This is a genomic window from Bacillus sp. 9.4 (assembly GCF_055486415.1).
Window position 1 is genome coordinate 503,070 of record NZ_JBVFMU010000001.1, and the last position, 14,284, is coordinate 517,353.

Consider the following 14,284-nt stretch of genomic DNA (forward strand, 5'->3'; position numbering starts at 1 on the left):
CTTTGAAACGGGCATGAATGAATGAAAAAAGAAGGCTGCATCAAACAGCCTCCTTCTAACAACTATTCATTTTTCAGCAATGCCGAAGCCTTTTCTGGAAAGTCGGTAAACATGCCGTCTGCTCCCGCTTCAATGAGACACTTCATATCTTCCGGACGATTGACTGTATACGGCCTTACCTTAATCGAACTGTTCCTCATTTTCTTCAGCACTTCATCTGTGACCCCTGGGCTGTTTAACTTCGGGTGATAGCCGGAAGCCGGAATAGACGCGATATATCGATCTGCCTGATAAAGCACATCTGAAGTTAATACTGCCCGTTCGATATGCGGCGCAAGCCGGGCGCATAGCGCCAAGCTGTCATGATTAAAGGTGGATAGGATGACTCTCTCCTCTACATTGAATCGCTTCACTGCCTCCAGCACTTTTTCTTCCATTCCCTCATAGCGGATCACGCTGTTTTTTAATTCAATGTTGATGAGAAAATCCTTTTTTACCGCCCACGAGAGCACATCTTCTAGCAGCGGCACTTTTATATCGCTGTACGCTTGATCGTGACCAGCGGCCGCATTCACAGTCTTCACCTCATCATAGGCTGTATCCTTCACGAATCCTTTAAGTGATGTCGTGCGATTAAGTCTTTCATCATGAATTACAACAATGCGTCCGTCTTTCGTCAGCTGTACATCAAGCTCTATCCCATCCGCTCCGGCTTCAATTCCTTTTTCAAATGCAAGCATTGTATTTTCGGGAAATTGACCTGATGCCCCCCGGTGGGCAAAAATCTTTGTCATCGTTTCACCTCAAACCCTAAAGTTTTCTCCATTATACTTATTTTGTCGGCTCCACTCTAGGATTAAGGCTGTATCAATCTACTGATCATAATAAGAATCAATGCCGTTGACAATCGCATCTGCGGCCTTTTGCTGGTATTCTTCACTTCCCAGCTTGTCCGCATCAGAGCTGTTCGTGATAAACCCAAGCTCCGCTAACACACTTGGCATTTGTGAATATGTAATGACGTAAAAGTCTGATTCTTTCACGCCCCTGTCTCTCGTTTGTAAGGATGAAACGAGCTGTGACTGAATATCGGATGCCAGACGCCGGCTGTTCTCCCCTTCATAATCAGATTGAAAATACGTTTCTGTTCCTGAAGCTGAAGCAACCCCTGAATTCACATGAATGCTGACAAAAAGGTCAGCCTGATTGGCACTTGCCTTAGCCACTCTTTCCTCCAAGGTCAGAAAATGATCGTCAGACCGGGATGCAACAGGATTGGCTCCCTCCTCTTTTAGTTTGTCTGTCACATGCTCTGAGACAGCCAAATTAATATCCTTTTCAAAGAGCCCGTTTCCGACCGCTCCACTGTCTTCACCGCCGTGTCCGGCATCAATATACACTGTTTTCCCTTCTATCGGCTCTGCTGCCTGTGCACAAGGCGCGAGCGTCAAAGCCAATCCGCACAGCGCCAAGCTCCTCCATAACATTCTCAACTTACTCCCTCCGGTCTTTTTATGACGAGTTCTTTCGCAGCTGAATATCTTCCAGCTGTAAAGTTCCATTATCCTTCTTTGTATATTTCACCAGGACATGTGTCTGATCTGGCAGTGATTCACATTCATCACGTTTATCCTTCGGAACTTGTATCATGGTTTCTTCTCCATTAAGAGACACCGCAATCGTATGAGGATCAGCCGAGCCAATGTATTTTCCCTCTTCGGTAAACCTTGGCACTGAGTCATCCGCACTTGCAACACTGCACCCCGAAAGAAAGAGCGCAGTAAACAGCAAAAGAACCGTTTGTTTCACATGACCACCTCTTCCTGATGTTTGGCTTTTATCTTTGACCAGAATGGCGAATTTGTAAAGACAACGCGAATGCAGGCGAGCAAGTTCCATGATTTTCAAAAGGGCTATACGACCCGATCATTTCCTGTTGTTAGAAAGATAACGAGCAGATTTGTCTATGAGGATGGCTCTAATTGAGGCGCCAATTAGAAAAAATTAGCGGAAAGAAGCAACTTTTTATTCATTTTAAAAAATTTGAGAATAGGGTGAGCAAATCGTTTGACGGGTGGGTCAGCCAGGCGTAACCTTTTAAAGGATATTTACTTTATTGAAAGAAGTTAAAGCCATGAAAAAATTCGTTCTGCTGCTGGCGGCAGCTGTCATCACATGCTCCATCGGCCACCAAATCAGCGGCGGCTACAAAGGTCCCGAAAAAGAGCGGCGAAAACATCACTCTGCATTCAAGATATTCAGTCGGTAAAGCAGATCAATTGCATTAATTTTTACATATAGGCTAGAATATGTGCGAATCCAAACGAAAGAAGATGATCAAATGAATCCTAAGTATAAGCCACTGTTTGAACCATTTACGTTTAAAAGCGGCGTTACAATCGACAACCGGATCGCAGTAGCACCAATGACTCATTACGCTTCTAATGAAGACGGTACAATTTCTGAAGCGGAGCTCGACTACATCATCCCCCGTTCAAAAGAGATGGGAATGGTGATTACAGCCTGCGCAAATGTTACACCGGACGGAAAAGCATTCCCCGGGCAGCCGGCCATCCATGACGATTCCAACATTCCAGGTTTAAAAAAGTTAGCACAAGCCATTCAGGCACAAGGCGCTAAAGCTGTTGTACAAATTCATCACGGCGGTATTGAGTGCCCGTCTGAGCTCGTTCCTCAACAAGATGTTGTGGGGCCAAGTGACGTGTTTGATAACGGCAAACAAATTGCTCGCGCATTAAAAGAAGAAGAAGTGGAAAACATTGTGAAGGCGTTTGGAGAAGCGACAAGACGTGCCATTGAAGCGGGCTTTGACGGTGTCGAAATTCACGGTGCAAACGGCTACTTAATTCAGCAGTTTTATTCTCCGAAAACCAACCAGCGCACGGATCGCTGGGGAGGAAGCGATGAAAAACGATTAGCCTTCCCGCTCGCTATTGTCGATGAAGTGAAAAAAGCCGCTTCAGAACATGCGAAGGGTGCGTTCTTAGTCGGCTACCGTCTGTCTCCGGAAGAACCTGAGACACCGGGATTGACAATGACTGAAACTTATACGCTTGTTGATGCTTTAGGGGATAAAGAATTGGACTATCTTCATATCTCACTGATGGACGTGAACTCAAAAGCGCGCCGCGGTGCAGATCCGACTCGCACACGCATGGACTTATTGAATGAACGTGTCGGAAACAAAGTGCCGCTGATCGCCGTCGGTTCCATCCATTCCGCTGATGACGCGCTTGCCGTCATCGAAAACGGTATTCCGCTAGTCGCTATGGGACGCGAAATTCTAGTTGACCCTGACTGGACGGTAAAAGTAAAAGAAGGCCGTGAAAAGCAAATCGAAACAGTGATCAAAGGCACAGATAAAGAAAAATATCATTTGCCTGAACCGCTATGGCAAGCAATTGTGAACACGCCAGGCTGGGTGCCTTATAAAGATTAATGTGCAAAAGACTGCCGAAACGATTCGGCAGTCTTTTTCCCTTTATATAAATAGTTTGTGTACACATCTAAACAGCAAAAGAAAGAGCTCCCCACCAACTTCGAAAAGAAAGTCCAGGAAAAACCCCTCACGCTTTCTTGCTTTTTTCTTTTTCATTCGTACGTCTCCTTTTTACATGAATACGCCTTACTTACGATTTTGCAGGAGAAAGGTTTCATTTTATAACGGACACATTTAGGGTCGATCATGCTTCGTGATCCTATAAGATGTATGAATGGACCAAGAGTGCAGGTAATACCGCCATTTGCTTTCCTTACTTTTCAAACCTATCCTTTACTATATGCGGATACTTAATATTCTTCTCCCATACTACAAATGTCCCCAAAACAAAACGCCTCCTATTTATCAGCGCAAACTAATAAATAAAAGACGTTTGATTTAATGACCACTTAATAAGCTCATGTTTAAGAAGCCTTATGTTCTAATCTCAGCTTATCCGCAACCATTGCAATGAATTCCGAATTTGTCGGTTTAGCTTTTGTCATGCTGACAGTATAACCAAACAACGAGGAAATGGAATCAATGTTTCCTCTGCTCCATGCCACTTCAATTGCATGGCGGATCGCTCTTTCTACACGGCTTGCGGTTGTGTTAAATTTTTTGGCGATGTCCGGATAGAGGACTTTTGTAATGCTGCCGAGCAATTCGATGTCATTGTATACCATTGAGATTGCTTCGCGCAGATAGAGATAGCCTTTAATATGGGCTGGGACGCCGATTTCATGGATAATGCTTGTGATGCTCGCGTCGAGATTTTTCTTCTTTGGTTCAGGCTGGCTGCTGCGTATAATACTGCTTTGCGATGATGGCGCACGATGCGTCACACTGCTGGCATTTCCGCTGACCTGGCGGATATGGCCGACAAGGTTTTCCATATCAAACGGTTTGAGAATAAAGTAGGACGCGCCTAAATCGACGGCCTTTTTCGTGACATCTTCCTGTCCAAAGGCTGTCAGCATAATGACATTCGGCTGTTTTTTCAGATCTGATTCCCTCAGCCTCTCTAAAACCGCAAGTCCGTCTAAATGCGGCATAATAATATCTAATACGAGCACATCGGGATCTTTTTCTTTAAACAGCGACAGGCATTCCTGTCCGTTATAAGCAACGCCGATCACTTCCATGTCTTCCTGTCCTTCTATATATTCACTTAACAGGCTTACCAGCTCTCGATTATCATCAGCAACACAAACTTTAATTTTCTCCACGTTTCTTCCTCCCCAAATGTAGTTAACAGGATTCACCCTTGCTACATGTTTACATTCGACAAAACCGCTATATACCCTCTAAAAAAATCATAATCACCAATATTAGTGGCATATCTTTGTTATTCTATGTTTTTCTCTGTTTTTCGACTAAAAATGAAATTTGACAAACAAGGAAACGTGAATTTGTCGAAAAATCTTCTTTTGTATATTTTACCGTATGTATTCTGAGAAGTGAAGAGGGATCAAAATAAAAAAACTGCCGGAAACTCCGGCAGTCAACTTGCTTTTTCTTTTCCATAAATATCGATTCCTGCTTCTGACAGCATCCATTCAATATGAACACCGTAGCCGCTTGTCGGGTCATTTACAAATACATGGGTGACAGCACCGATCACTTTTCCATTTTGAATAATCGGGCTTCCGCTCATCCCCTGTACGATGCCTCCTGTTTCTTTCAACAGCCTTGGATCGGTAATTTTCAACACCATTCCTTTTGTCGCAGGGAATTTTTGCGGCGTTGTGCTGACGATTTCAATATCGAATTTTTCTACTTTGTCATCATCAATAACCGTTAAAATTTCAGCCGGCCCTTTTTTGACTTCGGTAGAAAACGCAACCGGCAATGCTTGATCTGATATGTTGTTTTGAATCGGCTGATGCAGTGTGCCGAAAATCCCAAACGGGCTGTTTCTGTTAATATCCCCGATCGTTTTGCGTTCTGAGGAAAATCGCGCCAGTTTTTCTCCCGGATTACCGCCTGTCCCTTTTTCAATTGATGTTACAGTGGATTTAACGATTTCTCCATTCTCCACTACAATTGGTTTCTTTGTGTCCATATCGGAAATCACGTGGCCAAGTGCTCCGTATTTTTTTGTTTTCGGTTCATAAAAGGTCATAGTGCCGATGCCGGCAGCAGAATCTCTGATATATAACCCGATTCTGTATTTGCCTTCTCCTTCATCCTTTTCTGGGATCAGCTTCGTTTTGATTTTCTGTTTATCACGTTTGATCAGTAAATCTAAAGGTTCACCAGTTTTCCCAGCCTTTTGAATAAATGGGGCTACATCATTCATTTTTTCAATTTTCTGTCCATTCATCTCAATAATGATGTCGCCCGCTTCAATTCCGGCCGTTTCTCCCGGAGATTTTTTGCCTTCACTTGTATTGATTTGATGAAATCCGACGACAAGAACACCGACGGAATGAAGTTTTACACCGATTGATTGTCCGCCAGGTATAACCTTTAAATCAGGAAGAACATGCACTTTTGTTTTTTTTATTGGAAATCCGGCAAGATCGTATACCAATTCTGACTCACCTGATTTTTTGCCCGTCACCTTGATTTCATGCGGATCTTTCTTTACTGTAAACGCTTCTGAGGATTCTGATGGCTGAGCGTTTACCGATAAACTCGTTTCAATCGCTTGTGTTTGGGTTTCAAATACTCTCATTTGCGTTGGAATCAGTAAATATTCTTTTAGCGGTTTGCATAAACCTACACTTAATAACGAAACAAGGAGAATTAAACCTACTGCTTTTCTGATGTTATCGGGCATTCACTACTTCACTCTCCTCGCTCCTATCCCACACCTTCTTTATGACTTGCTGCTACATCATTTAATTTTGCCTTCTGACGGCTTATTTATAACTGTCATATGAAGAAAAACATTGGATATACTGATGAACGAATGGATGTACACGAAAAAAATAAGCTGCGCTTCTCGCGCAGCTTACCCAGTTGTTTTGACTTGATCCGCTTGTTTTAAAAGTTCTTTCGCATGGCGTTTCGTTAAGTCGGTTACTTCGACACCTGCAATCATGCGCCCGATTTCCGCTACCTTTTCCTGCTTAGAGAGCGGCTTGACACGTGTCGTCGTTCTGCCGTCTTTTAACTCCTTCGCAATATAAAGATGCGTATCGGCCATGGCAGCCACCTGAGGCAGGTGTGTAATGCACAGCACTTGTGAACCTATTGACACCTTATGGATCTTCTCAGCGATTGCCTGTGCGACCCTGCCGCTTACACCGGTATCAACCTCGTCAAAAATGATCGATGTCACATCCTGTTGTGAGGAGAAAATGCTTTTTATGGCAAGCATCACCCGTGACAGCTCTCCACCTGAAGCGACTTTCGAAAGGGATTTCAGCGGCTCGCCTGTATTGGTTGAAATTAAAAACTTCACCAGGTCAATCCCTTGTTCAGTCAACTGAACGGGCTGGCCGTTTACAAGCGGCGCCTCTTCATTGCGTGACGCTGTTCTGACCTTAAATTCCGTATCGAAAGTTGATTTTTCCATGTACAGGCTTTTTAATTCCCGATGAATCTCATCAGCCAGCTTTTTCGCCCATGTTTTTCGGATTTGTGACACATTTGCCGCTTCCACTGCGACATCTTTGCCGACGGAGTCAAGCTCCTTTTTCAAGCTTTGAAGGTGGCTGTCCCTGTTTTCAATTTGGTCAATCTCTTCTTCAATTTTAGAAGCATATTCCAAAATGTCTTCAACAGTGGCACCGTATTTTCGTTTCAGCTGTTTGATTTCATTAAGTCGTGTCTCAATATAGTTCAAGCGTTCCGGATCAAATTCAAGCTCATCCAGCATATTTCTCATCTGAAATGTGGCATCCTCAAGCAAATAGTAGGAGTTCGAAACACTTTCAGACAGTTTTTTCAGCGGTTCGTTAATATCAGAGATATCTTCAAGCTGCGCTGAAGCCATTCCGACCCAGTCCAATCCGCCCTGCTCACTGCGAAGCGCGTTATATGCATTTTGCAGCGATTCATATATCTTCTCAAAGTTTGAAATTTCCTGGCGCTCTTCTTGGAGCTGTTTATCTTCGTTAAGCTCAAGCTTTGCCGATTCGATTTCTTCGAGCTGAAATTGAATAAGATCAAGACGATGGGCCATTTCCTGTTCGCTTTCAGAAAGCTGCTTAAGCTTTTTGAGCAGCTTCATATACCGCTGGTATCCTTCCTGATACGTTTTGAGCGCGCTTTCCACTTCGGCCCCGGCAAACTTGTCCAAAAGCTGGAGATGATTTTCGTCTTCCATTAACAGCTGGTTATCGTGCTGTCCGTGAATATCTAATAAAAGCCTGCCGATCTCTCTTAGCGAAGCAATCGTGACAAGCTTGCCATTGACACGGCAAACGCTTTTCCCGCTCGTGCTGATATCCCTTCTCATGACGATCATTTCGTCTGAAACGTCGATTCCCTGCTCAGCGCATACGCCTAAAACAGGATGGCCGCTCTCCAACAGAAACAGCCCTTCAAGTTCAGCTTTTGCTTCCCCATATCTAACAAATTCAGATGATCCGCGGCCTCCGACTAAAAGAGAAATGGCATCTATGATGATGGATTTGCCGGCTCCGGTTTCTCCTGTTAAAACCGTAAGCCCGCGTTCAAAAGAAACCGTCAGTTCCTCAATAATGGCAAAGTTTTTAATCGATAGTTCAGCTAACAAACAGCATTACACCTCTTATCTTTGTTAGATTCTGTTACAGCAGTTCAAGCAGTCTGTTTTTTACACCGTCTGTATCTTCAGGAGTCCGGCAAATAATTAAAATCGTGTCATCTCCGCAAATGGTCCCCATCATTTCATCCCAGTCCAAATTGTCCATCAGCGCCCCGATTGCCTGAGCATTGCCCGGCATCGTTTTCAGTACGATCATATGGCTTGCAGAGTCTATTTTCACAAATGCGTCCATCAAGGCCCGCTTTAGCTTAGACAGCGGATTGAAACGCTGGTCCGCCGGAAGACTGTATTTGTAAGAACCATTATTTGTAGGCACTTTTACAAGGTGAAGTTCTTTAATATCCCGTGATACCGTGGCTTGCGTTACTTTGTATCCATCCTGCTTTAGCATGTCGACCAATTCATCCTGCGTTTCGATTTCATTGCTTGTAATGATCTCTCTGATTTTAATATGCCTCTGGCCTTTGTTCATGTAAGCACCTCTATTTCCAAGCTTATCTGTTCTTTTATGTTATATGATTCTCTGCACATTGTACATGAATGCAGAAAAAAGGAATAATAGCGCCCTATTATTCCGGTACATCTGCTTTTTTTTCTTTTAACGTCTTATGTGCTTCTTCTACAACGCGCATGATCTCTTCTTCCGGCAGCTCCTGGCCTTCCTGTCCCTCTCCCGGCCAATGCAAATGAAGGAGAAACTCAATATTTCCGTCTCCTCCCGTGATTGGAGAAAATGACAAGCCTTTACAGATATAGCCTTCAGCGGCAGAAAAACTGATCATTCGCTTGAGCACATCAGCATGCACTTTAGGATCTCTGACAATTCCTTTTTTGCCGACGGATTCCCGTCCCGCTTCAAACTGAGGCTTAACTAGAGCCATGCAGTCGCTGCCCGGTACGAGTAAAGTCCTTAGGACAGGCAGGATGAGCCGCAGTGAAATAAAGGACACATCAATTGTGGCAAACTCCGGCATGCCCTTTGTAAAGTCTGCCGGTGTTGCATAACGAAAGTTCGTCCGTTCCATCACGACGACCCGTTCATCCTGTCTAAGCTTCCATGCAAGCTGATTATAGCCTACATCCACAGCGTATGACTGTTTAGCTCCATTTTGCAAAGCGCAGTCCGTAAAACCGCCGGTGGAGGAGCCAATATCAATCATAATTTTATCTTTGACAGAGACGGGAAATTCCTTCAACGCTTTTTCGAGCTTTAAGCCGCCCCTGCTCACATACCTCAGCGGGTTTCCTTTGACGGTTAACGGAAGGTCGCGGTCAATTTTTTCTCCAGGCTTGTCCAAGCGGTTTTCGTTTGAATAGACGATCCCCGCCATAATGGCTCTTTTGGCTTTTTCACGCGTTTCCGCCAGCCCTCTTTCCACTAATAATACATCTAATCGTTCTTTCTTTGACGTCATGATCCAATTCCTTTGTGTGTCTTTGGCGGCATCAGTAATCTAATACGATTTGCCACCTGCTGTTTTGTCAGTCCAATTTCCTCAAGAAGCGCTGTTACACTTCCGTGTTCAATAAACCGATCAGGTATACCCATTCTGTCGATCGGAGTATGATATTCACCTTGATCATGAGCGAATTCTAAAATCGAGCTTCCGAAACCGCCTTCTAAGACCGCTTCTTCAATTGTTAAAATTGGCAAGCCTTCTTTTAGGATACTCTTCATCATCTTTTCATCAATCGGCTTAATAAAACGCGCATTCACAACGCGCACGGAAAGGCCTTCTTTCTGCAGCTCTTCGGCTGCTTCAATCGCCATTTCGATTGTTGTGCCGAATGTTAAGATGACAGCATCGTTCCCCGGACGTAGCACCTCCCACGTACCGATCGGAATCGTTTTCAACTGTTCATCCATTTTTACGCCGAGTCCGTTTCCGCGCGGAAAACGCATCGCTATCGGGCCTTCGTCATAGCTAAGTGCTGTATGAACCATGTGCTGGCCTTCATTTTCGTCTTTCGGCATCATTAAGACCATGTTTGGAATGTGGCGCATAAACGCAATATCAAACACGCCTTGATGTGTCTCTCCATCAGCGCCAACGAGTCCTGCACGGTCAATTCCAATAAACACATTGGCGTTTTGGCGGCAGATGTCATGGACAACTTGGTCATATGCCCTTTGCAGGAAGGTTGAGTAAATCGCCAAAAACGGCTTCATACCCTGCATTGCCATAGCTGCCGCCATCGTTGCGGCATGCTGTTCTGCGATTCCTACGTCGAACATCCGGTCAGGGAATTCCTTTGCGAAACCTTCAAGCTTTGAACCGACAGGCATAGCCGGCGTAATGGCTACAATGCGTCCGTCCTCGCGCGCCATTCGCTGCACAGTTCCGCTGACAAGACCGCTCCACGAAGGAGCTGCGGCTTTCGGCTTTACAAAGTCACCGGTATTAATTTTATATGGTCCGGTACCATGCCATGTCCCAATCGTATCGGTCTCAGCCGGTTTGTACCCCTTCCCTTTTTTCGTGATGACATGCAGAAGAACAGGGCCTTTCGTTTTTTTGGCGTATTGAAGATTCTCAATCAGCTCATGATAAGAATGTCCGTCCACCGGGCCCAAATACGTAAAACCGAGCTCCTCGAAAAACATTCCGGAGACGAGCATGTATTTCAGGCTGTCTTTGACTCGTTCCGCCGTGGCGGCAAGCTTGCCCCCAACTGCCGGAATCTTTTTAAATAAGTATTCAAGCTCATCTTTGACCCACTGGTATTTCCCCGCAGTACGGAGCCGTCCGAGCATAGAGTGAATGGCACCGACATTCGGTGCAATACTCATTTCATTATCATTAAGGATGACAATCATGTCTTTTTTCTCGTCGCCGATGTGGTTAAGGGCTTCGAGCGCCATACCGCCGGTCAGCGCGCCGTCACCTATGATCGGAATAATATATTCATCCGTTCCTTTAATATCACGGGCAGCTGCCATTCCCATCGCGCCTGACAGAGAAGTCGAGCTGTGCCCGGTTTCCCAAACATCGTGCTCGCTTTCACTCCGCTTTGGAAATCCGCAAAGCCCTTTGTACTGGCGAAGCGTCGCAAATTCTTTTCCGCGTCCTGTCAGCAGCTTATGGACATACGATTGATGGCCTACATCCCATAAAAATTTGTCTTTCGGGCTGTTAAATTCCTTATGCAAAGCAATAGTAAGCTCTACGACACCTAAGTTTGGGCCGATGTGGCCGCCGGAAGCGGATAAACTTGTAATTAAAAACTGACGGATTTCATCACTTAATTTCTCTAATTCATCAATGGACATGTTTTTTAAAAACGACGGGTCCTGTATTGATAAAAGATCCAAAGCGGATCAACTCACTTTCAGCATGAATTTCTGCAATGATACATGTCTTTTGCATGCCGAGCTGACAATAATCTCAGACATAAAAAAAGACAAACGCGCTTTTCCTTTTCATTTTTCATATAAACTGCTTACATTTTACCATATCTCGTGCAGCCGCTTCAAATTAGGATCGTTTTAGTGATCTCTTGCCGCAATTAAATCACAAAGCTCATATAAAAGGTCTTTTTGAAGAGAGAGTCCGTCGATCAATCGCTTCGCCTCTTTTATATGAACATCCAATTTATGTTTGGCCCCTTCCAATGAAAGAAGCGACGGGTATGTCGATTTGTCATTTGTGGTATCCGAGCCGACACGTTTGCCGATTTTCTCTTCACTGCCTTCTAAATCTAAAATATCGTCTCTGATTTGAAATCCGATTCCAATGTGGCTGCTGAAGGTACGCAGTGTTTCAATGTCTTCCTCAGGCGCATCAGCCAAAATAGCACCGGCGATTACACAAAAGCCAAGGAGCTTGGCAGTTTTCCGTTCATGAATGGATTCGAGCTCTTCAAGCGTGACTTGTCGGTTTTCCGCTTCCATATCAGCTACTTGCCCACCGACCATGCCTTCGGTGCCTGCCGCTGAAATCAGTTCATTCACAAGCCGCAGGCGCTTTTCTGCTGACACCTCGTCTGACACGTGGGAGGTAATCAGCTTAAAGCTTTCTGTGAGCAGCCCGTCACCCGCTAATACTGCCGTCGCTTCACCAAACACTTTATGGTTTGTCGGCTTCCCACGGCGCAAATCGTCATCATCCATGCATGGAAGATCATCATGAATTAACGAATACGTGTGAATCATTTCGACAGCACAGCCCACCGGAATGCCGTCTTTTTCGCTTTTTCCATATGCGTTTAAAACAGCCAGTACAATCAGAGGCCGCAGCCGCTTTCCGCCGGCCTGTAGAGAATACAGCATAGACTTCTTTAATGAGTCCGGCATATCAAGCTTTTCTGTATAGACAGAAAGCTGATTTTCAATTGTTTTTTTCCGGTCCGCTAGAAAGCTCGTTAATTTATTTGTCACCTTCGTCTTCCTCCTGAACACTGAAAGGTGCCAGTTCGCCGTCTTCTTTTAAAATGAAGTCCATTTGCTTTTCGACTTTTTGCAGCTTTTCATGGCACATTTTTGACAGAGCCATGCCTTCTTGGAAATAGTTAATGGCTTGCTCTAGAGGCACATCTCCCTCTTCAAGCTTTGATACAATGCTCTCAAGCCCTTTCATCGCTTCTTCAAATGTCATGTTTTCATTTTTTTTCACGTCTGTCATTTTTCTTCCCCTCTCTTTTCTAATACTTCACAGGTCAGCACGCCATCCTTCAGCTTGACTTCAAGCCGGTCCTGCTCTTCTATTTGACTGACACTTTTAATGAGTTTATCTTCTTTATAAGCCAAGCTGTATCCTCTTTCCATCACTTGAAGAGGACTTAGTGCATTCAGCTTGCCAAGAACGGTTTGAAATTGGGAATGCAGCTGCTTCATTTGGATATTCATATTTTTTCTCAGCTGATTTGTTTGTTCCTGATATCGTGTTCTTGCTTGTTTCAGCTGTTCATGAGGATGCAGTGCCTCTAATCTGTACGTTTCACGCTCCAGCTGTCTGCTTTTCCGATCTAAAAGAGCGGTCAGCTGTGCTTGAAACTGCTGGTACGCGAGGTCAAACTGCTGCTCTTTTTGCGCATACAAACGCTTTGGAAAACGAAAGGCATAGGACGATTGCAGCGTTTGTATCCGTTCTTTTTTCTGGCCGAGATGCTGCTGCATTGCTCTTGTCATTCTGACTTCCGCTGTTTTTGTCCGTTCGATTAAATCAGTGGTATGAGGCACAGCAATCTCAGCTGCTCCTGTCGGCGTCGCAGCTCTGATATCGGCGACAAAATCACTGATCGTAAAATCCGTCTCATGTCCGACTGCCGATATAATCGGAATATTGGAAGCAAAGATGGCGCGTGCTACAATTTCTTCATTGAATGCCCACAGTTCTTCTATCGAACCGCCGCCTCTCCCGACAATTAATACGTCGCAAATCTCTTTTTCATTTGCCTCTTCAATGCGCGTAACGATGGATCTGCTCGCATTTTCACCTTGTACGAGCGCTGGAAGAACAATGACTTTTACAAGGGGATATCTTCTTTTTAGAGTTGTAATAACGTCTCTGACAGCGGCACCCGTTGGAGATGTCACAACCCCGATTGTGGCTGGAAATGCGGGGATTTGTTTTTTGTAGCGGTCGTCAAATAAACCTTCTCCGGCAAGCTTCTTTTTTAATTCTTCGTACGCTAAATAAAGCGCTCCAACCCCGTCAGGCTGCATTTCTTTGGCATATAATTGATAGTTTCCGCTCGGTTCATATACGGAAATTCCGCCTCTTACCAGCACTTTCATTCCGTTTTCAGGTTTAAAAGGCAGACGCTCGCTTTGTCTCGCGAACATCACCGACTGCATTCTTGCGTTTTCGTCTTTTAAAGTGAAATAAATATGCCCTCGTGTGTGTATCTTTACATTCGACAATTCGCCTTTAATCCAAATATTTTCAAGGTGAGGATCTACATCGAATTTTCGTTTTATATACTTTGTCAGCGCTGAGACGGTCACATACGCTGCTTCACCCATGTCTAAAAACTCCTCTCCTAAGCATTCCTGCACCATAACTAAAGAAAACCCGCCCTGGCTTTAGGAGCCTGAAGAAGCGGGTATCGTGCTCATATTCAAGGCGGGCAAACATTTCGCC

At 44.7% G+C, this 14,284-nt stretch carries 14 protein-coding genes; 2 read left to right on the plus strand and 12 right to left on the minus strand.

The window, feature by feature from the left end; genetic code table 11:
• Window positions 1-62 precede the first annotated feature (62 nt).
• The 3 genes from ACZ07B_RS03115 to ACZ07B_RS03125 all read right to left on the minus strand — a co-directional run bounded on the left by ACZ07B_RS03115 (window position 63) and on the right by ACZ07B_RS03125 (window position 1,809).
• Complete coding sequence (locus ACZ07B_RS03115) at window positions 63-794, minus strand: glycerophosphodiester phosphodiesterase (RefSeq protein ID WP_464876892.1); 732 nt, start codon at window positions 792-794, stop codon at window positions 63-65.
• A 78-nt stretch (window positions 795-872) separates the two neighbouring features.
• A complete protein-coding gene (locus tag ACZ07B_RS03120; RefSeq protein ID WP_010886565.1) occupies window positions 873-1,493 on the minus strand; it encodes an N-acetylmuramoyl-L-alanine amidase family protein in 621 nt (206 codons plus the stop codon).
• 19 nt (window positions 1,494-1,512) lie between these two features.
• Window positions 1,513-1,809, minus strand: a complete 297-nt coding sequence (locus ACZ07B_RS03125; RefSeq protein ID WP_014480225.1) for a hypothetical protein — start codon at window positions 1,807-1,809, stop codon at window positions 1,513-1,515.
• A 307-nt stretch (window positions 1,810-2,116) separates the two neighbouring features.
• On the opposite strand from ACZ07B_RS03125, the gene ACZ07B_RS03130 reads away from it, so the two are divergent.
• Both ACZ07B_RS03130 and ACZ07B_RS03135 read left to right on the plus strand, forming a co-directional pair.
• Entirely contained in the window at window positions 2,117-2,269 is a 153-nt protein-coding gene (locus ACZ07B_RS03130) for a hypothetical protein (RefSeq protein ID WP_015384065.1), read from the plus strand.
• Window positions 2,270-2,341: 72 nt separating this feature from the next.
• Window positions 2,342-3,460 (plus strand): NADH-dependent flavin oxidoreductase, encoded by a 1,119-nt coding sequence (locus tag ACZ07B_RS03135; RefSeq protein WP_017696437.1) that lies wholly within the window; start codon window positions 2,342-2,344, stop codon window positions 3,458-3,460.
• A 464-nt stretch (window positions 3,461-3,924) separates the two neighbouring features.
• Here ACZ07B_RS03135 and spo0A read toward each other — a convergent pair whose 3' ends face one another.
• The 9 genes from spo0A to xseA form a co-directional block, all read right to left on the minus strand.
• A complete protein-coding gene (gene spo0A / locus ACZ07B_RS03140) occupies window positions 3,925-4,728 on the minus strand; it encodes a sporulation transcription factor Spo0A (protein WP_003226427.1) in 804 nt (267 codons plus the stop codon).
• A 275-nt stretch (window positions 4,729-5,003) separates the two neighbouring features.
• Entirely contained in the window at window positions 5,004-6,284 is a 1,281-nt protein-coding gene (gene spoIVB / locus ACZ07B_RS03145) for a SpoIVB peptidase (protein WP_464876893.1), read from the minus strand.
• Between the two features lie 174 nt (window positions 6,285-6,458).
• On the minus strand, window positions 6,459-8,189 hold the full coding sequence (gene recN / locus ACZ07B_RS03150; RefSeq protein ID WP_072173936.1) for a DNA repair protein RecN: 1,731 nt from the start codon (window positions 8,187-8,189) through the stop codon (window positions 6,459-6,461).
• Window positions 8,190-8,223: 34 nt separating this feature from the next.
• Entirely contained in the window at window positions 8,224-8,673 is a 450-nt protein-coding gene (argR, locus tag ACZ07B_RS03155) for an arginine repressor ArgR (protein WP_124072962.1), read from the minus strand.
• A gap of 97 nt (window positions 8,674-8,770) precedes the next feature.
• Window positions 8,771-9,616, minus strand: a complete 846-nt coding sequence (locus ACZ07B_RS03160; RefSeq protein WP_003230264.1) for a TlyA family RNA methyltransferase — start codon at window positions 9,614-9,616, stop codon at window positions 8,771-8,773.
• Window positions 9,613-11,514, minus strand: coding sequence for a 1-deoxy-D-xylulose-5-phosphate synthase (gene dxs, locus ACZ07B_RS03165; RefSeq protein ID WP_015384069.1), 1,902 nt, complete (start codon window positions 11,512-11,514; stop codon window positions 9,613-9,615). The genes ACZ07B_RS03160 and dxs overlap by 4 nt, the downstream gene beginning before the upstream one ends.
• A 174-nt stretch (window positions 11,515-11,688) precedes the next feature.
• Window positions 11,689-12,579: a polyprenyl synthetase family protein gene (locus tag ACZ07B_RS03170; protein WP_032726127.1), complete on the minus strand. Its 891-nt coding sequence runs from the start codon at window positions 12,577-12,579 to the stop codon at window positions 11,689-11,691.
• Window positions 12,569-12,823, minus strand: coding sequence for an exodeoxyribonuclease VII small subunit (locus tag ACZ07B_RS03175; protein ID WP_003226409.1), 255 nt, complete (start codon window positions 12,821-12,823; stop codon window positions 12,569-12,571). The genes ACZ07B_RS03170 and ACZ07B_RS03175 overlap by 11 nt, the downstream gene beginning before the upstream one ends.
• Entirely contained in the window at window positions 12,820-14,166 is a 1,347-nt protein-coding gene (gene xseA, locus ACZ07B_RS03180; RefSeq protein WP_015251733.1) for an exodeoxyribonuclease VII large subunit, read from the minus strand. The genes ACZ07B_RS03175 and xseA overlap by 4 nt, the downstream gene beginning before the upstream one ends.
• Window positions 14,167-14,284 lie beyond the last annotated feature (118 nt).

Bases quoted from the DNA above. Each gene is read 5' to 3' on its own strand.
- spoIVB (WP_464876893.1), bottom strand. From the start codon at position 6,284: ATGCCCGATAACATCAGAAAAGCAGTAGGTTTAATTCTCCTTGTTTCG.
- ACZ07B_RS03135 (WP_017696437.1), top strand. From the start codon at position 2,342: ATGAATCCTAAGTATAAGCCACTGTTTGAACCATTTACGTTTAAAAGC.
- argR (WP_124072962.1), bottom strand. From the start codon at position 8,673: ATGAACAAAGGCCAGAGGCATATTAAAATCAGAGAGATCATTACAAGC.
- xseA (WP_015251733.1), bottom strand. From the start codon at position 14,166: ATGGGTGAAGCAGCGTATGTGACCGTCTCAGCGCTGACAAAGTATATA.
- ACZ07B_RS03175 (WP_003226409.1), bottom strand. From the start codon at position 12,823: ATGACAGACGTGAAAAAAAATGAAAACATGACATTTGAAGAAGCGATG.
- ACZ07B_RS03115 (WP_464876892.1), bottom strand. From the start codon at position 794: ATGACAAAGATTTTTGCCCACCGGGGGGCATCAGGTCAATTTCCCGAA.
- ACZ07B_RS03160 (WP_003230264.1), bottom strand. From the start codon at position 9,616: ATGACGTCAAAGAAAGAACGATTAGATGTATTATTAGTGGAAAGAGGG.